The organism is Anaerobacillus alkalilacustris (assembly GCF_001866005.1).
Lineage (GTDB): Bacteria > Bacillota > Bacilli > Bacillales > Anaerobacillaceae > Anaerobacillus > Anaerobacillus alkalilacustris.
On sequence record NZ_MLQR01000029.1, the window covers coordinates 61,381 to 79,267 of the forward strand.

15 protein-coding genes, 3 pseudogenes and 1 riboswitch are annotated in these 17,887 nt (G+C 34.3%); of the genes and pseudogenes, 5 read left to right on the forward strand and 13 right to left on the reverse strand.

The window, feature by feature from the left end:
• Window positions 1-47: 47 nt before the first annotated feature.
• The 3 genes and pseudogenes from tnpA to BKP37_RS20120 form a co-directional block, all read right to left on the reverse strand.
• Window positions 48-710 (reverse strand): IS200/IS605 family transposase, encoded by a 663-nt coding sequence (gene tnpA / locus BKP37_RS20525; RefSeq protein ID WP_084034665.1) that lies wholly within the window; start codon window positions 708-710, stop codon window positions 48-50.
• 97 nt (window positions 711-807) lie between these two features.
• Window positions 808-1,056: pseudogene (locus BKP37_RS19330) on the reverse strand (family 1 glycosylhydrolase); the annotation flags it as partial.
• 61 nt (window positions 1,057-1,117) lie between these two features.
• Complete coding sequence (locus BKP37_RS20120) at window positions 1,118-1,288, reverse strand: hypothetical protein (protein WP_169823134.1); 171 nt, start codon at window positions 1,286-1,288, stop codon at window positions 1,118-1,120.
• 204 nt (window positions 1,289-1,492) lie between these two features.
• Between BKP37_RS20120 and BKP37_RS11025 the strand changes: the two genes are divergently transcribed.
• From BKP37_RS11025 to BKP37_RS11035, 3 genes are all read left to right on the forward strand, one after another.
• The gene (locus BKP37_RS11025; RefSeq protein WP_071309648.1) at window positions 1,493-2,362 is read left to right on the forward strand and encodes an alpha/beta hydrolase family protein; all 870 of its coding nucleotides are present in this window, start codon (window positions 1,493-1,495) and stop codon (window positions 2,360-2,362) included.
• Window positions 2,363-2,762: 400 nt separating this feature from the next.
• Window positions 2,763-3,617 carry a protein-glutamine gamma-glutamyltransferase gene (locus tag BKP37_RS11030; RefSeq protein ID WP_071309649.1) on the forward strand — a complete coding sequence of 285 codons (855 nt, stop codon included), beginning with the start codon at window positions 2,763-2,765 and terminating at the stop codon, window positions 3,615-3,617.
• Between the two features lie 163 nt (window positions 3,618-3,780).
• Window positions 3,781-3,978, forward strand: a complete 198-nt coding sequence (locus BKP37_RS11035; RefSeq protein WP_071309650.1) for a YjcZ family sporulation protein — start codon at window positions 3,781-3,783, stop codon at window positions 3,976-3,978.
• Window positions 3,979-4,339: 361 nt separating this feature from the next.
• Here the strand turns inward: BKP37_RS11035 and BKP37_RS11040 are convergent, their stop codons facing one another.
• The 3 genes from BKP37_RS11040 to BKP37_RS11050 form a co-directional block, all read right to left on the reverse strand.
• Window positions 4,340-5,518 carry a DUF4317 domain-containing protein gene (locus tag BKP37_RS11040; RefSeq protein WP_071309651.1) on the reverse strand — a complete coding sequence of 393 codons (1,179 nt, stop codon included), beginning with the start codon at window positions 5,516-5,518 and terminating at the stop codon, window positions 4,340-4,342.
• A gap of 514 nt (window positions 5,519-6,032) precedes the next feature.
• On the reverse strand, window positions 6,033-6,401 hold the full coding sequence (locus BKP37_RS11045) for a peptide-methionine (S)-S-oxide reductase (protein ID WP_071309652.1): 369 nt from the start codon (window positions 6,399-6,401) through the stop codon (window positions 6,033-6,035).
• Between the two features lie 89 nt (window positions 6,402-6,490).
• A riboswitch (SAM riboswitch) is annotated at window positions 6,491-6,605 on the reverse strand.
• A 488-nt stretch (window positions 6,606-7,093) separates the two neighbouring features.
• Complete coding sequence (locus BKP37_RS11050; protein WP_071309653.1) at window positions 7,094-7,675, reverse strand: hypothetical protein; 582 nt, start codon at window positions 7,673-7,675, stop codon at window positions 7,094-7,096.
• A 485-nt stretch (window positions 7,676-8,160) separates the two neighbouring features.
• Between BKP37_RS11050 and BKP37_RS11055 the strand changes: the two genes are divergently transcribed.
• A complete protein-coding gene (locus BKP37_RS11055) occupies window positions 8,161-8,976 on the forward strand; it encodes a ZIP family metal transporter (RefSeq protein WP_071309654.1) in 816 nt (271 codons plus the stop codon).
• A gap of 666 nt (window positions 8,977-9,642) precedes the next feature.
• On the opposite strand, the gene BKP37_RS11060 is transcribed toward BKP37_RS11055, so the two are convergent.
• The 3 genes and pseudogenes from BKP37_RS11060 to BKP37_RS11070 all read right to left on the reverse strand — a co-directional run bounded on the left by BKP37_RS11060 (window position 9,643) and on the right by BKP37_RS11070 (window position 13,503).
• Complete coding sequence (locus BKP37_RS11060; RefSeq protein WP_071309655.1) at window positions 9,643-10,338, reverse strand: N-acetylmuramoyl-L-alanine amidase family protein; 696 nt, start codon at window positions 10,336-10,338, stop codon at window positions 9,643-9,645.
• A gap of 774 nt (window positions 10,339-11,112) precedes the next feature.
• Window positions 11,113-12,588, reverse strand: a complete 1,476-nt coding sequence (locus BKP37_RS11065) for a protein adenylyltransferase SelO (protein ID WP_071309656.1) — start codon at window positions 12,586-12,588, stop codon at window positions 11,113-11,115.
• A gap of 202 nt (window positions 12,589-12,790) precedes the next feature.
• Window positions 12,791-13,503 (reverse strand): annotated as a pseudogene (locus BKP37_RS11070) (Crp/Fnr family transcriptional regulator).
• A gap of 136 nt (window positions 13,504-13,639) precedes the next feature.
• Here BKP37_RS11070 and ric point away from each other — a divergent pair.
• Window positions 13,640-14,338 (forward strand): iron-sulfur cluster repair di-iron protein, encoded by a 699-nt coding sequence (gene ric, locus BKP37_RS11075; RefSeq protein WP_071309657.1) that lies wholly within the window; start codon window positions 13,640-13,642, stop codon window positions 14,336-14,338.
• A 214-nt stretch (window positions 14,339-14,552) separates the two neighbouring features.
• Here the strand turns inward: ric and BKP37_RS11080 are convergent.
• From BKP37_RS11080 to BKP37_RS11095, 4 genes and pseudogenes are all read right to left on the reverse strand, one after another.
• A pseudogene (locus BKP37_RS11080) lies at window positions 14,553-15,258 on the reverse strand (oxygen-binding di-iron domain-containing protein); the annotation flags it as partial.
• A gap of 313 nt (window positions 15,259-15,571) precedes the next feature.
• Window positions 15,572-16,087, reverse strand: coding sequence for a CcdC family protein (locus BKP37_RS11085; protein ID WP_071309658.1), 516 nt, complete (start codon window positions 16,085-16,087; stop codon window positions 15,572-15,574).
• Window positions 16,088-16,317: 230 nt separating this feature from the next.
• On the reverse strand, window positions 16,318-17,151 hold the full coding sequence (bioC, locus tag BKP37_RS11090; protein WP_071309659.1) for a malonyl-ACP O-methyltransferase BioC: 834 nt from the start codon (window positions 17,149-17,151) through the stop codon (window positions 16,318-16,320).
• Complete coding sequence (locus tag BKP37_RS11095; protein ID WP_071309660.1) at window positions 17,144-17,887, reverse strand: alpha/beta fold hydrolase; 744 nt, start codon at window positions 17,885-17,887, stop codon at window positions 17,144-17,146. The genes bioC and BKP37_RS11095 overlap by 8 nt, the downstream gene beginning before the upstream one ends.

A 17,887-nucleotide genomic window follows, 5' to 3' on the forward strand; every position in this document is an offset into this window, starting at 1 on the left:
TCCTCTCAAAGTCCAACATGCTTAAGCAAACTAAAATTTGACTAAACTCATTCTTCAATCCTAAATATGTCGTTCTTTTCTTCATTAAACTGGTTTGCAATATAATTTCTAATTGTTTCTTCATCCACATTTCCTACTGTGACACAAAAATAACCTCTTGCCCATAAATGTTGTCCCCAATATTTCTTTTTCAGTTCAGGAAATTGATCCTGGAGTAGCCTAGAGGATCTTCCTTTTAGGTACTGCATAATTTTACTTGGGGCAAGACTTGGTGGACATGATAACAATAAGTGGATGTGATCTTTTCCAACACTTCCTTGTAAAATGGTGATGCCTCTCGCTTCGCATCCTTGCCTGATTAGCTCTCGTGTTNCACAAAAATAACCTCTTGCCCATAAATGTTGTCCCCAATATTTCTTTTTCAGTTCAGGAAATTGATCCTGGAGTAGCCTAGAGGATCTTCCTTTTAGGTACTGCATAATTTTACTTGGGGCAAGACTTGGTGGACATGATAACAATAAGTGGATGTGATCTTTTCCAACACTTCCTTGTAAAATGGTGATGCCTCTCGCTTCGCATCCTTGCCTGATTAGCTCTCGTGTTCTTATGGCAATCGGACCATATAATACTTTATATCTGTATTTTATTACCCAGATTACATGATATTTGATATCATAAACTGCATGACTATTCTTTTTATAGCCGTCCATACTTTTCACCTCACAACTTAAGTATGGACATCGAAGTGTAAGGTTAAAAGCGTATACCGTTTAAAGACGGTGGAGTTAGACCACGCATTTGGAAATTAAATCCCATCTCAGCAAATAACTTGATATCTTCTTTATACCTATGGTCAAAATCAATACCAATAAGCTTCATAAGCTTCATATTATCTTCTGTTGGCTCATCTGTTATATCGCCTTTTATCCCCTTTGGTAATGCATCTTGTATCGATAGCCCTTTACCATCTTCATTATATGCTCCTTCAAATTAGTTAGTAGCTGTAGCTCCTCCCCATAAAAATCCTTCTGGAAACTTAGTTAGATTATTTTTCATTATTAATAACTCCTATCTTTTAATATTTAATGACATTGACAAATTTGAAATTACTTACTTTCTACATCTTTTTAGCCTCTCCAATTATTAATACTTCCTTACAAATTTCTTGAACTTTAACAATGGGATATACTACTGGTCCAATAGTAAGTACTATTAAGTAAACTAACTCACTTTTTTTCTGTTCATAATTAAACTTACTATGATCTAGACGTTCACTTACAATTTTCAAGTGAACGCTCTTCTGAAGTAGGATTGTCGCAATGTATTTCCAAAATCGTAAAAACGTCTATTATGTAACTCTGCTTTTTTGTTATACTATCATAACTAGAGGAGAACAGATCAAACAGCTACATCTTTGTTTTTTTCCTGAATGAAACTAATATAGAATTTGTCATATGTATAACTGATTAAATACAAATTAAGGGCGATAACGATGATTTTTCAACTTAGCTATTTAGTAGATAATTACATAATAAACGGTTATTTAGCAATACCAAATTGGGTAAATTGTTCAGCTGAAATTATTTACAAACATTTAAATAAACGATATGATTCCCCCAAACAACTACCTATGCCCAAACAGCTCTCTTTTTCCTTCCAAAAACAAGTAGATCATATAGAAACAATACAAATACCTGCCCTTTTGTATTGCCGAGGTGGCATTGGGAACCACGGAAAAGTGAAAATGGAATGGCTAGAACAATTTGCCTCATATGGTTATATTGTTTTTGCTCCTACTTACCGTGGGAATGAAGGTTCACAAGGACGGGATGAATTTGGTGGCTCAGATCGTTTCGATACGATTGAAGCCTTTCATCTTCTTTACTCTCTCCCATTTATTGATAACAAGCGAATTTCGATTATGGGGTTTTCTCGAGGTGCAATAAATGCAACACAAACGGCTATTGCACTACCAAATACACACAAGTTAATACTTTGGAGTGGTGTAGCAAGTTTAGCTAACATTTATAAAGAGAGGGTTGAGTTAAGGCGAATGTTAAAACGAGTAATTGGAACATCTCCACAAAAAGACCTTGATCCTTATCATAGTCGTTCTCCAATTATGATGACTAAGCAAATCCATTGTCCTACACTCATTATACATGGGACAAATGATCAACAAGTCCCCTTTCATCACGGGGAAGAATTATTTGAAAGATTACTGCAACATAAAAAAGATGTATCATTTCATCGCTACGATGGATTAGATCATCATTTTCCATTATCGATTCATTTATTAGCAAATCAAAGAATGTTTGCATGGATCAATAATAACCTCCCCCATTATAGAGTGTATTCATAAAAGTATTATGTATTGAATAAAGTTTGTCCAGTTCGTCTCTGAATTTGAATACTGATAGTCATTTATATTAGCGACGGTCATTCACTTTGAAATTTTTGTAAAATATCAGCGAGTAACGATCAAATAAAGTTCAAATTGTTATCAAGGTTTCCAATCCAAATAATGCCAGTTAAAATCAATGGGTATCCCATACATTCAGCGGCACCCGTTGTAATCGTTTCAAACCCCTTCGTAACCTTCCTGTTTAACGTTTGTTTCAACTTTTTTGAATTTAGGAGAAAGTTGCTGAATGAATATACTCGCTCATAAGTATTAAATATTTGAAAAACATTTTTAAAGCGAAGTGTGAATACGATAAATATTAATACAGATGAAAAATAAGCTTGGAATGGAGGATTGTATGATACAAATATCGGGGGTCCCGTTTCAACCTAACGAAAATTGGAAGCTGGAAAGTATTGAAAGAGCCATCATTCAACATATGCTGAATGCACCCATCTTATATTCTTTTTATTCGGAGGATGAATTTTGGTTTGAAATCAAAGTACGAAAAAACATAACCAAAAGTGCAAACGAAATGAACCAAAGTCAAGCTCAGTTTACAACATTTGAATATGCCCGCTGTAATCCAAATTATTGGCAACTAACAATGGAAGGCGGTTTTTTGTTAAGACCTGATGTGCAACCTGCTGATGCGATTTTGGACATTTATCGAAACAGTTCACTCTATGCATTTGAATGTGCAACTGCTGCTGTCATCATCTATTACCACGCCACTTTGTATAGTATTGGCAGCTATTTATTTAATTCTCTGTTTCAAAATCTTTATCTTTATAGCTGGCATACTGATCCTGACCTTGGAATAATCACCTTTTATTCAAATCATTTTTTACCCGGTGATGTTGTGTATATTAATAATCCTGACTTTCATCCCGATACACCGTGGTTTAGAGGCCTTAATGCCGTTCTTCTCAACGATGGTAATTTTTTTGGACATGGATTTTCCATAAGGACTATGGAACAAATCATTCAAATTCTCAATGAATATAGAAAACCGGGCAGTCAGCAAACAGCGTATTTGACAAATTTAGTAACAAGGCCTTCTTTTAACTATTTAGGCAGCTTGGTAAGTCAGCAAACTAGTCGTAGAGCATACAAAATGCAATATCCTATTGTACACCATAATAAATGTTCCATATCATATGTACATTATCTATATTATCTCTCTAATGGAATTAATAAGAAAGATAAATAATGATGAAAATATTTTACCATTGGCATGTGCCTATTATATTACTTATTAGATTCTCGTATAATCCATTACACTTACCCATTTTTTGTATAGACGGGCTCCAATTTCATCTCTTGGAGTAATATATAGGTATAAACATACTTACACAACGAAGGGAGGTGTGAAAATGTATTCTAACGTAAACGCACCACCGACTCTCGGAGCAAATATTCCTCCAAATATTCCTCCTATGCCTACCTATACCGCTCCTGTTTATGGTTATGGTTATGGCTATACCAGACCTACTCATCAGATTAATTATTTCACCTTAATTGTAGTATTGTTTATCTTATTAGTCATTGTAGGTGCAAGTTATTTCAACTAAAAACTAACTTAATCACGCTTGCTTAAAAAATTCCTGTGCGGTATACACTCGTACAGGAATTTTTTTTGTTTGAAAAAGATAACGTCGTTTACCGTTAGTCTAACTCCTTTAATATTATAGTAACCTTTAGATATTACTTCTTTACTTACCTATTCAGCTGAGGCCTATCGTGAAAATGTATAAGGCTAATAATATTGAAATTAAATAGTCGATGAAAGTACGAGTTACTCATCAATTTCTTATATTCAGATACAAAGATGCTATAGGATGTTTACATAGTAAAAAAGTGCCTATCCCCTTATTCAGTTAATACTTAACTGACTTGGGAAGGACAGACACTCTAAATCGAATTTACTTAATATTAATTTCTTTTTTCACCAAAAGCTTCCGGAATCATCGTGAACCCATCAATCACGGTATCCTCTTCTACTTCGATCATCAAATACCGTTTACCCTCAAAGTTGATCTGTCGGACAAACCTTAAATCCTGTGGACTAATCGAAACGTTCGCAACCTTCGTTTCGATTTTTATTGATTTGGAAGTATACTTTGGCACGATGTTACTAGCCTTTATTTCATAGTTGTTGTCATCGATTACTTTCTGAAAAGCGGCTTCCACTTGTTCCGTCTGAATATCTGTTATGCCGCTATGCTTTAATATACGTTGCACATCTTTGTAATCTAATTTAGGCGCTTCTTCTTCCTCATTCTCTTCAATAACACGGTTAATTTCTTCATATACATTGGAAAGGGTCGCTGTATTAAGCTGATCTCTTGTCACATCTTTCACGATTTCTTCAAAAACAACTTTGTCATCCTTTGCCGTCAGCGTCTCTTCGCCATTTAAGACTTCTTCAATGAAATGATGATCAGGCTCATTTACTTTCCCTGCCGAATATAAAATGCGGTTCACATCAGTCGCATTATCGGTAAAACACGGAAAGAGAAAACCGCCGATTGGAGAGTTGAGGTTGATGATCGGATCAACGACAATATTATACTTAAATTCTTTGATCAAATAGTCAAAAAGCAATTCTTTCTTTGGCTCTTGTGTACTATTAATAGTACATAAAATAAACGGATGGGTATAAACGGAATCTCGATCACTTTCCTCTGTCTCATCATTTCTCCGTTTCGCAGGCTTAAAATATTCCCCTCGAATAAAGGTAATGACGATATCCATATCATATTGCCGACTTTTAAGCATTTTGTCTACGATCTGAAGCATTTGCTCTTTCCAGTTTTCCACATCGTCGCTCAATAATCCTTGATGCAATATAAGCTGGCTACTGTCAACTGCATTCCGTTGAAACTTTAGTTCAAATAATTTCTCGTCTAATTGGCCACCTAGTATTTTTTTGAAATTATTAAAGAATAACTCTTGTTGATCCTGATCTAGCATTTCAAAGGGCTGACTTTGATGATGGTAGATTTCACTGGATTCTTTCATTACATAAACAGTAAACATATCACTGATTTTCAGTAAGTTATTATCTGCTTTAAATTGTCTACGAATATGTGCGATGTCTTTTTTATTCATTCCTAAATTCCACTCCTGCACTTTTTTGATTTATCACTATGAGAATTATAAAATGCTATTATTATACAGTGGGGAGCAAATCATCTCTATTCGATTTATTCCCCACCATTTGAAGTTTTCTATTATTTTAACATAAGGATAACAACTCATTGAATATCCACCTTATCACTTTTCTCTTCCTCAATTCTTGCGTATCTTTAGTATCCTACTACTTTTATTATATACATGGTAATAAAGTTAAAAATACGCCAAGTTCAATCTGTATTTAGTTGGAAAATATCGGAAATTCCTTTCCCGTTGCTACTATTAATACAATAATGGATATGCGTCAATCGCCTATCACGATTGGGTATCTGCCCTCATTCTAGTTATTTTCTGGATATTCACTATTTACATTACAATTCTCTACTAGAAGAACAGACATGCGGACTTCTTTTTAGAATAGCGCATGTTTGGAAGATAAACATTTACTTGTTTACATATCACGGTCCTAATGTTAGGTTTCAGTAAAATATTAGTTTAATCTCCTCCAAGTATTAATTTGTTCCCATACAGGAGTAATTTCTGTAATAACTTCATCCTTAACTATATGTTTTAGTTCATTTTTCTTTTGTTTAGCTTCTGCTAATTGATTAATATTAGAAAAAAAGATGAATGATTGATTTTGTAATTGCTGACCTACTCTAGTTGTTGGATCATGTAAGTCAAAAAACAATTCTAATAATTCCTTATAAGATACTTTCCAGGGATCAAACCAAATATCTACTATATCTACGTTTGCCTCTTTTATATGTCCTATTTGAACATATTCAATACCACGAACAACTGTAATAAATGCTTCATAACTAAAAAATTCGCTTGCACCAAACACTGCTCTTTCCATTATTTTCGCTCCTTTGAGCGATAAGCCTTCTATCCGATCAAAAAACCTCTCTTTGAATTAAAGAGAGGTTAGTATGATTACAAACACTCCTCTCATCTTTCAAAGGTTAATACCTTTGCAGGAATTAGCACCGTTCAAGTCAAAATTTGACTTGATGGTTGCCGGGTTTCATAGGGCCTGTCCCTCTACCACTCTGGATAAGAAGTTTATCGCTATTTATTTTTTATTTAACAACTTTATTGTTATTAAGAATAACAACCTCTCACCTAAAATTCAAGCATTATTTTAAAAATAATGAAAAAAGTTCCACTATGATTATTGGACTGAAAAAAAACAAGTGTTAATCATAGTGGTATTCAGTTCACGTTTTCACTCATGCTCTACTCACAAAAAACAAAAACAACAGATGACTTAAACTAAACTAGGGTGACATTGATCTTTATCTTATCGCTGAAGCTTTGATAAGAATTAAAGCTTCAAATTCCTAAAATACTTTTCAATTTTGACCTTAAAGTTCATGGAATTTGCTATCTTTGGTGGGTTCGCTTCCTTACAGTCCTACCAAAGAAGACAAAAAATTATCTTTTCTATTTGACAAACTAGTTTAATAGCTATTATTTTTTTAAAAAGTGATGTGAAATTGTCTCATTTTAATTGTTCTTATTAATATTTTTTTTAAAATATTTAACATGTCATAATTTCTTCATCATTAAACCTAAGCATTGCTTAGCAAAATTGTCTGCAGCTTTTTCATGTGGAATATTCCGATACTTTTTCTTTTCTTTATAGGTGTTTCCTTGTTTCATTTCTGACACAAAGCGTTTGTAATAGTATTCTCCCTTGTCGAAATAATCAAATAAGCGATCACGTTTTTCAGTACCGTTGCCTCCAACTAGACCATGGAAAAGATGTCCAACTTCATGGAGGCAAACAAATGCGGCATATTCAAAACAAGTAACATCACTTTCATTCATTTCAAGAACATATTCCTTATTTTTATAGTCTTCAGCAATTGCCATAATGTTTAAGTAGATGACTGCTTGAAATCGATCATCATCATAAACTCCCAATTCACCAGGGAAATTGATTGGTTCATCTGTTATATTAAATACAATATCTTCGACTACTTTTTTATAAATTGAATTATCCAACCAGTGTATTGTAGCATGAATACCATTAAAAGCATCTATCATATGAAGCTTTGAAACACCAAATTTGTATTTAATATGCTCCTCTACTCCATCTAAATAATCTATCATTTCGATAATTCTCATCGTAGAACACATCCTTGTTTTTAAAAACAAAAATAAGAATTTCTTAGATAAATCATTTTGTAGCTCATTAAATATCTTCTTATAAAATGATATTCACAAATAATCTACTTATGTATTTACAACATAAAGATTAGTTAATTAAGTGAAAATCTACCTTCACTTAAACAGCTTTCTAATGTTTAAAATTACATACGAATATCAGTCTCTTATGAACAACTGGAAAAATACAGAATTTTAAAACCTTAACTTCTTATTTCAGGTCACAAACACCCCATTTGCCTCAATACCAATCTTTTCCAAACTGAATTCTAACAATGATACTACCCACCAAATCAAAGATTTTATATTATTAAAGTTTTTCTGTTTTAAATTTTTTGGGTATTAGCACTTTTATAGAGTTTATAAATATATCTAGAGTGACACAACATTTTTATCGCTATACAACATTATTTGAAAACTCAAAAAAAGTTTTGAGGAGGGATAAAATGTTAGAGATGTTTATAAGCCTCGATCCCGTGGTTCAAGCACTTATTGGGACATTATTCACTTGGGGAATGACTGCACTTGGTGCGGCATTAGTATTTACAAGTAAAGGGGTAAATCAAAAATTTTTAGACTGTATGTTAGGATTTGCTGGCGGAGTAATGATTGCGGCAAGTTATTGGTCACTTCTTGCCCCTGCAATCGAAATGGGGGAAGGAAATGCTCTACCCTCTTGGGTTCCAGCAGCTGTCGGTTTTTTATTAGGTGGGGTATTTTTATTAATGGTGGATAAAATTCTGCCACACCTTCACCCTAACCTACCGATTGGAAGTGCCGAGGGGATTAATCCGAATAAACGGAAACGAAGTACCTTACTTTTTCTGGCGATCACTTTGCATAACATTCCGGAAGGATTAGCAATAGGTGTTGCCTTCGGAGCGGTTGCTGCAGGGTATCCGTCAGCCTCAATTATGGGTGCAATTGCATTAGCGATCGGAATCGGAATCCAAAACTTCCCAGAGGGGGTAGCAGTATCTATGCCTCTCCGTCGGGATGGAATGTCACGTCGGAAAAGTTTTTTTTACGGACAGTTTTCAGGAGCTGTCGAGCCAATTTCAGCTGTGATTGGTGCCTTAGCTGTAGTATTTATTGAACCACTACTGCCTTATGCATTGAGCTTTGCTGCAGGTGCTATGATTTTTGTCGTGGCTGAAGAAGTAATACCTGGGTCACATGAAAATGGAAATTCAGATTTGGCTTCAATGAGTTTAATGGTCGGTTTTGCAGTAATGATGATTCTTGATGTTGCATTAGGATGATTGTTTCAAACAAGAAAAGCGCAAGCGCCTTGGTCACGAGCAGCTGCTCCTGTGCCACTCCGTTTGCTCGAGAGCAAAGCCGCTTCGTAGTAATTCAAGTAGTAGCTTCACTGGGGCGGCCTTTGACAGAAGCCGCTCTTTGGCTTCTTATGTGCTTTTAGCGTCTTCTAGCATAGCTTTGAAGTATGCTTCCTCGAAGCAGTGTTTTGTGCGACGAGTAATCGCAGGAGCAAAGTAGCATGGAGCATATTCAAGAAGTAATCCAAGAAGACATTGAAGTCAGTAACTTGACTAAAGTGACCGAGCTCGTAGGCTGCTTGCGCTAGACAGTTTTCAAGTTAGAAATGTATAAATTCTGATTATGTAAAAAAAGCTGAAATTCAATCAATAGCGTTTTTCCTCCATTCCCCACTAATAAAAGTTTTCCTATATCGGACATTTAGGGGCCGTTTATCCCCCACCTAAACTTTCAATTATCTTAAGTTTTGAGGTCGGGATCTTACTGCCCCTTAAAAACGGAATAAATTGTGGCATATAAAAAACCTTAGCGCTATTGAATTTTGGCACTCAGGTTTCTAGTTTGCTTTTTTATTATCCCACTTAATATGATAAATGTCTGACCCTTGTTTACATACTAACTTTTATAAAGTCAATAAAGTTTTGGCCCTACTGTCCGAGTTCATTATCATAAGGATACAGTAAAAAGTATTCCTCTATTGCTCGAACCATTGCAGCAACAATTTCATTCTGTGAATCATCACTAGTCAACATTTGAAAATCTTCATTGTTACTAAGATATCCTAATTCTACAATAATTGATGGCATATCCATATTTTTCATAAGAAAATACGGTTTCCCCTTTCGTGGATATTTTTTAATTCCATAATAATTATTTAGATAATCTTGAATAATGTTTGCCAAATGATAACTTTCTCCACTTACTTGATAAATAATGACGGGCCCTCTAAGGTATTTATTTTTTGACCAATTCACATGTAGACTAATAAAAATTTTAGGTTTAAGTGCATCTGCAATTAATTTCCTCTGTTTTAAATCCTTTAAATGCCTACTTAATCCAGGTAATCTACTGTCATCACTTAACGTGTAGTCGTGAATTCTAGTGATTCCCACGTGATAAGATTTATTCTTTAATTCATTATACAATTTTATCCCAAAATCTAAATTAAGATCTTTTTCTAATATGCCATTTGCAGATGTTCCACCATCAATACCACCATGACCAACGTCAATAATAATATCGTAAGGGGATAAATCCGGATATGCAAAGGCGGATAATTTAGATGGTAGGAAAAATAAAATAATAATACTTAATAACAGCACTTTTTTTAATGACTTAACCATGTCCTCAACACCTCTAGTAAAATAACTTCAGCAGTATGTATTTGTATTCATTAAAAATGAATTTTCAAAAAAATTAACATACATCAAATTCAAAATATTAAGCTAATTAGATCGTTATTTATAATATCTAACTCCATACAAATTATTTCATACTGCTAACTCAATATGAGCTAGCAGTATGTTTACAAATTTAAATTTAAAGTTAAACATATCAAGAAAAGCGCAAGCGCCTTGGTCACGAGCGAAAGGCACTGGAAGGCCTTTGACAGAAGCCGCTCTTTGGCTTCCTACGTGCTTCTGCGTCTTCTAGTATTGCTATCGTAGTAAGCTTCCTCGAAGCAAAGCTGCATGAAGCTATTCAGAGACGTTATTCATGTAGTTATTGAAGTCAGTAGCTTGACTGAAGTGACCGAGCTCGTAGGCGCTGAAGCTAGACAGTTTCCAAGTTAGAAATTTATAAATTCTGATTAAACCAGAAAAGCGCAAGGCGCCCGTCTATCGGCGACAAACACTGGAAGGTCGGCAGTAGCGGTCTGCTCCTTGACCGCAATTTATGTGCTTCTGCGTCTGACAGCAATGCTTCGAAGTAAGCTTCCTTGAAGCAGTGTTTTGTGCGACGAGTAATCGCAGGAGCAAAGTAGTATGAAGCATCATCAAAGAAGCAATCCAGGAAGTCAGTGAAGTCAGAAACTTGACTGAAGTGATCGAGCCGATGGCGCCTGGAGCTAGACAGTTTCCAAGTTAGAAATTAATAAATTCTGATTATATCAAAAACTAAGTACCACAAAAGGTTCGATACGGACGGGCTAAATCCGGTGGGAGTTTACAGTATTCAGCCTGTTTTTCCGAGTGTGCAAAAGGATTTGAAAGGGCCTCAACAAGACTCTCCATCACACTGTAATCGTTATGTTTCACTGCTGCGTCCAGTGCTTCTTCTACCCTATGATTACGTGGGATTACCGCAGGGTTAGAATTTTTCATCAATTGATACGAGTCTGCTTTAGATTCGGTTTGTCTACCAAGTCTTGATTGCCATAATTTATACCAATCAGAGAAATCTTTTGTCCTAAAAAATTCGCTTTGATCATACTTTTCAAAAGTTATAGCAAGGAACGTATTAGTATAATCCACACGATGCTTTTGCATTATACTAAGTAGACCTTCAATTAGAGCTTCATCCTTTATCTCTTCATTAAATATCCCCAGTTTTGCTCGCATTCCCGAAAGCCACTTAGAACGATACAACTTTGTAAAATCAGAAAGGACACCTTGTGCAAGTTTGACAGCTTCTTCCTCATTTTCATTAAGCAACGGTAATAAAGTTTCGGCAAATCTTGCAAGATTCCATCCAGCAATATGAGGCTGATTGCCATAGGCATACCGTCCTTGACGATCTATAGAACTGAAGACTGTCGCTGGATCATATGTATCCATAAACGCACACGGACCGTAATCAATTGTTTCTCCACTTAGGGCCATATTGTCAGTATTCATCACCCCATGGATAAAACCAACCAACTGCCATTTGGCGATAAGTTCTGCTTGACGCTTACCAATTTCTTCTAACAAGAAAAGATAGCGATTCGGGGCATCTCCAACGTCTGGGTAGTGTCTTTGTATTGTATAATCTGCTAGAGCTTGAAGCTCTTCTTTAGTTCCCCAGTTTGAAATATATTGAAACGTACCAACACGTAGATGACTAATAGCGACACGAGTCAATATTGCACCAGGAAGTTCGGTTTCGCGCAATACTATCTCACCGGTTGTTACAACCGCTAAACTACGAGTAGTAGGAATATTCAGTGCGTACATAGCTTCACAAATAATGTATTCACGTAGCATCGGTCCAAGCGCAGCTCTACCATCACCACCTCTGGAGTAAGGTGTTCGACCCGATCCTTTAAGTTGGATATCAAAACGCTCTCCTTGTGGATTAATTTGTTCGCCAAGAAGTATAGCGCGCCCGTCTCCTAACATGTTAAAATATCCGAATTGATGCCCTGCATAAGCCTGAGCAAGAGGCAATGCACCTTGAGGAATTTTATTTCCTGCAAACACCTCTAACCCATCATTACTTTGTAAAGCTTCGACGTCCAACCCCAAGGATGTTGCCAATCGTTCGTTGAGAATGATTAACTCTGGTGAAGTTACTGGTGTTGGGTTTAGTTTGGAAAAAAATATTTCTGGTAGACGAGCATAACTATTGTCAAAATTCCAAGCCATTCCTAATGTTTCTTTTCCTTTTGTCATCGTATCACCTTTTATTCTTTGTCATTTTTTATATTTCAACTTTTTAAATAACGAAAGAAATCATAGGTACTCTATGATTTCTTTCGTTAACGTTTCTACATAAACATAAAGCTGAATCAGTGGGGGTTTCGTATCCGCCAATGATTGTTAGGTTAAAATACTGCTTTTAGTTTCTACTTCCGTTTATTAATTATTCCACTTCTCAGCCACTTAGTAATGCTAGTAAGCCTTTTTTATTTTTCACTAGCAATTGTTTATTTCCAATTAGGGATATTAATCCCAATCTCTCAAATTTTGCAATTTACGACTGATTGTTTCTCTTGTTACACCTACATAACTTGAAATTTCCTCACGAGTAATTGGTAACTGAATAAAAAGACCCTCTTGCTTTTTTATTCCAAATTTTTCTTCGAACTCTAAAATCATGTGAGCAATTCTAATCTCAGGGTCCTTTGTTGCTAAATTTTGCGCTAAATTTTCTGTATGTGTCAGTCGTTTTGTCACTGCTTTTAATAACTTTAGAGCTATTTGAGGGTTTGCTTCGATAATGTTATCAATATCTTTTTTCATTAGCATACATATCTCGGTATCCTCAATGGCATATGCACAGAAATTATTACCTTCATCATGATTAAATAAGTGAAGTTCACCAAAAAAATCACCGCTAGTCATAATATAAAGAATTTGCTCCTTCCCAAGAAGAGTAAATTTAGATACTTTTACTAGCCCTTTATTGATAATAAATAACGTCTCTGATTTATCGCCTTCATCGATCAATATTTGTCCTTTCTGGAAAGATCGATGTTTTGTCATTTTTGTAATTTTCATAATTTCATCATCAGATAACGACCCAAAAATCGGTACCTTTTTTGGAAATGGATCATTTATATCATGGGTACATATTTGTCTCTTCATAAATAATCACCTATCATAATAATTAGTAACCAAATTATAGCATGAAAAAATTTTTGTCATTGTGATTTAAGTCCTATTTGAATATTTTTTATAGTACTATACTTAAAATATAATAAAAAAAGGAGTTGGATAATAAATGACAACAATCTTTACTCGTTCTACCAAAACTGGTGACATCGTTACTAAACTACCTGCTGCAAGCAAAGTTTTCAAACAATATAAAATCGATTTTTGTTGTGGTGGTGATCGCCCAATAGGAGAAGTACTTCAAGAGCAAGACCTAAATGAAGCAGAAATTTTAAATACACTAAATGAGCTGTATGAAACTAGTAACCGAAGTGATGATGTAAATTGGGCAGCCGCTCCGTTAGCACAATTAGTCGACCATATAGTAAATAAATATCACGTTTATACAGAAGAAGTTCTAACAGAATTAAATGCGTTTGTAACCAAAGTTTATCGTGTTCACGGTAATGACCATCCACATTTACGGGAAGTTTATCAAGCATTTTCTGCATTAAAAGCAGAAATGGCCCAACATTTAATTGATGAAGAGCGTGACGTTTTCCCTCACATTATTGCTTATGAAGAATCAGCATCTCAAAATGAACTAACAAAAGCAAAAGAGGAAATTGCGAAATTAGAGGCTGAACATGAGGCTGCAGGAGATCTGCTGAAAAAATTACGAGAAGTAACAAATGATTATCAATTACCTGTTGGGGCTTGCAATACGTATCGATTAACGTATTTGAAACTTGAAGAATTAGAAACAATGACACATGAGCATATTCATTTAGAAAACAACATTTTATTTAAGCGTTTATTAAAAGCATAAAAGCGATTGCGCTAGACCGTTTCTAAGTTAGAAATTTTATATTTTCTGGTGTAAAAAAAGAAACCTAACGAGTATAACTAGTTACTTGTTAGGTTTTTTGTTACACCAGAATTCAATAGTTCCTAAGTTAGTAATGTTTAGCTCCTATCACTCCTAGCCAAGGCGCTTACGTTTTTCTTATTAATCTACTTGTTACCCTTGTATCACTTCCTACGGCAGCAATTTCCCCTTCTAAATTCATCGATTTTAGCCTCTTTTAGAATCTCTTCCAAGTTTCCAATCATATCTGCATATTTAGTTGAACTACCAATTAATACTGCATCGGCTTCTTGAATACTAGCTAATATTTCTACATTTTCAGACTTATCTGCATTAAAAATAGTAGCTTGAATATTGTTAGCTCAAAAACATTTCTTTTAACATGTTCGCGACTTTCTTTGTGTTACTTCTAATTGTTGTATGGTAACTTTCTTACCTTTCACCGTATCAGCGCTCATCGTAGCATATAAATCAATGTATTTTTGGATATCTGTTCTTAGAATGTATCCATGGGATGGAGCAATCATCTCTACATCTAATTCATCCAGTGCATTCATTAATGTACGAACATATCTCCTATGTGGATGAATAATCGCATTGTAATAACCGATAAGGTCTTCCGTTATATCTGTTCCAGCCTCATCATTAAAAAATTTATCGTTTGCTACGTGGGTACTAAAAATATCACACGGAAACAAAATTTTATCTTCTATACTATACGTAATCATTGTTTCTTCTGTATGAAGATATGGAGTAGTTTCTTTAAATTTTAATGTTTTCCCACCAATATCTAACGTATCCCCGTCTTTTACAACTAAAAGTGTTCGTTCATGCAATCTGTACATTTCTATTAGTTCATTTACAGCTGGTTGTGTGCAAATGGTACTTCACGATCATCAACCTTACCCACCCAATATACATCCTTAGCTAACATTACTTTATTAAAAGTTTCCATATATGATTCTTCCTCCTAAATGAATTTTAATGAGAGTGTTTCTCAACTGATTTCATAATAAAGTATTTTTAACTTTTTAATCAGGATTCGAATCACATTTTGTAAGAAAAACTTGGCTTATCGCCAAGTCCTATAGCGAAAGCCTTAGTTTTTCTTTCACTTTAATCCTTTAGCCAAGTTAAACTTTCTTAAAGTATAAAACAACTTACTTCTTGCTCAAAAAAAAAAAAAAACAATGGTTATCTTTCTAACCATTGTTCATTGCCATTTATTTGAAATCCATTTGCCTTTTTTGATTTTTCAAGTTCTCTCTCTAATGCTTTAAAACCAATATACATAGAAATTCGCCATGGTACGATCATACCATAAGCTAAGATGAAGAACATTCCACTTAATTGAACAGGGGCGATGTAGAAACCTAAAACGTATTTTAATATAAGACGTACAATTAAAAGCCCGATTAGTAAAAACAAAAATGCTTTTGTTTTCTTTAAATAGATATCATTATTTTTTATCTCAAATTTAGATGTCCTTACTAAAAATATTGAAAAGAACAATCCAATTGCTAATGCTTCTAATACTTGAGAAAAACTAATTTGCGCGGGAGGATATAAAAACATAAAAAATCCAGTAGACATAAATACCGGTGGTAAAATAATCTTTTTTACAGTTGCTGGTTTTTTCGCTGCCCTCATACGTATAAAAAATGCTAAAAAACCCATAAAAATAGCCATACCAGTTGCTAAAAACGTCATAATGAAATCCCCCCTTATCTCAATTTACACTATTGACATAATTATAACACAAATATTTTATTTTATTACAATTAAATTAGTTTCCGAGGATATGTATTTACCCATTCTATTGTGAAGTGAGACCCCAACCTCATATCTTTTAATGAATCGAATAATTTCCGATGCTAAACGTAAACCTCACTGCTATAGTTTTTAAATTATTTTTGCTCGTAATAATGCAAAATATTATTTTACTGGTCCTCTGTTCTTACGTAATGAATGCTTATATACATGCAATGGTATGTCGCTCTAACCCCTTTTACTTCACGGTAATTTTTTTCATAAAAACGAATCAATTCTTTGAAAAAAGTAGGAGGCAGATAAACGTTTTCTTGATTACTATTACTAGCACCAATCTTTTTGATTGAGGTAAGAAAATCACGTACTGATGGAAAATATTCATATTCAATCATTTGCTTACCTTTTATATCAAAATTAGCTAAAAATGTAAAAAGGAGCGATGTTTCGCAAAACTGATAAAGAGTTTCGAACGAGAAAAAAGACTGTCCTAAAGGACGAATACTACAATGCCCAAGTTGTTCTTTCACTTGATTATACGAATTATGAAGTTCTTGAAACGTTCTGTTCCCAAACGTTGAGAACGTTAGAATTCCATCTTCTCTCAAAAAAAGTAGTAACCGTTTTATAACTTCCTCAAAATCATTTACCCATTGGAATGTTGCATTTGAAACAATGATATCATAATTTCCCTTAAGTGATATCTCTTCAATATCTCCGCATAAAAACGTAACTGACATTCCCTTTAATTTTTCTTTGGCTACTTCAATCATTCCAGGTGCCAAATCAACAGCTGTAATTTTCGCGTTCGGAAATATCATACATAATTGTTTGGTTAAATATCCTGTTCCACAACCAATTTCAAGAATATTAATCTCTTTATCATTTTTTTCTTTGTCTATTGTTTTGATTAATTCCTTTGCCATGATCTTTTGAACATTTGCATACTTATCATATGTTCTTGAATTCCTACTGAATCGCCTCTGCAAAAGTTTTTTATCAATCATACTGTATCTCACTTTCTAGAAAACTATAAATCCATTTCAAACATAAATCCTCATGTGTAAAAAATGGAATGTGACCAGCATCCTCTAACACATTTAACCTTGTATTATCTTTCATTTGTTCATATATAAACACAGAAGCTTCATAGGGACAAATCGAATCACTTTTACCATGAATTAACATAGTTGGAATGTTAATGTTTTCAAGGTGCATCCTAACATCAGTTTCAAATAAATACGTTAATCCCAACGTTAGGGATGAAAGCCGATCTCCTTGGAACTTATCCTGAACTATTTGCAAAAATTTTTTATCAAATCCTTTATTTTTTTCGTTACAAGAAAATAATGAATGATAAAATGTAAAAAGAGTTTTATCTTTATCTATGACTAACTGCTTTTTCATATGGTTTACAATACGAGCCTTCCAACCGTATAAATAATCTCCTTTCGATGTAAAACTGCTCGTACCCCCTATACATATCAAGCCTTTGAACCGCTCTGGAATTAAGCTTGCCACTTCAAAAGCAACAACCGATCCTAATGACCAACCTAAAAGCACAATCGGCTGATTAATAGACATAACCATATTTAATAAACGAGTTTTAAAGTCTGTTAATCTTTCAATTTTTCTCCAATCAATACACGTGACTTGAAACGATTTTTGAAGTTCAATTTGGAGCGGTCCAAACACTTCTTTTTCTATTCCCCAACCAGAGAGCATAATAATGTGTGGCTTCAT

Coding starts and splice junctions, on each gene's coding strand:
- BKP37_RS11055 (WP_071309654.1), top strand. CDS start 8,161: ATGTTAGAGATGTTTATAAGCCTCGATCCCGTGGTTCAAGCACTTATT.
- BKP37_RS11040 (WP_071309651.1), bottom strand. CDS start 5,518: ATGAATAAAAAAGACATCGCACATATTCGTAGACAATTTAAAGCAGAT.
- bioC (WP_071309659.1), bottom strand. CDS start 17,151: ATGATTGATAAAAAACTTTTGCAGAGGCGATTCAGTAGGAATTCAAGA.
- BKP37_RS11065 (WP_071309656.1), bottom strand. CDS start 12,588: ATGACAAAAGGAAAAGAAACATTAGGAATGGCTTGGAATTTTGACAAT.
- BKP37_RS11060 (WP_071309655.1), bottom strand. CDS start 10,338: ATGGTTAAGTCATTAAAAAAAGTGCTGTTATTAAGTATTATTATTTTA.
- BKP37_RS11045 (WP_071309652.1), bottom strand. CDS start 6,401: ATGGAAAGAGCAGTGTTTGGTGCAAGCGAATTTTTTAGTTATGAAGCA.
- BKP37_RS11050 (WP_071309653.1), bottom strand. CDS start 7,675: ATGAGAATTATCGAAATGATAGATTATTTAGATGGAGTAGAGGAGCAT.
- BKP37_RS11085 (WP_071309658.1), bottom strand. CDS start 16,087: ATGACGTTTTTAGCAACTGGTATGGCTATTTTTATGGGTTTTTTAGCA.
- BKP37_RS11030 (WP_071309649.1), top strand. CDS start 2,763: ATGATACAAATATCGGGGGTCCCGTTTCAACCTAACGAAAATTGGAAG.
- ric (WP_071309657.1), top strand. CDS start 13,640: ATGACAACAATCTTTACTCGTTCTACCAAAACTGGTGACATCGTTACT.
- BKP37_RS11025 (WP_071309648.1), top strand. CDS start 1,493: ATGATTTTTCAACTTAGCTATTTAGTAGATAATTACATAATAAACGGT.
- BKP37_RS11035 (WP_071309650.1), top strand. CDS start 3,781: ATGTATTCTAACGTAAACGCACCACCGACTCTCGGAGCAAATATTCCT.
- BKP37_RS11095 (WP_071309660.1), bottom strand. CDS start 17,887: ATGAAGCCACACATTATTATGCTCTCTGGTTGGGGAATAGAAAAAGAA.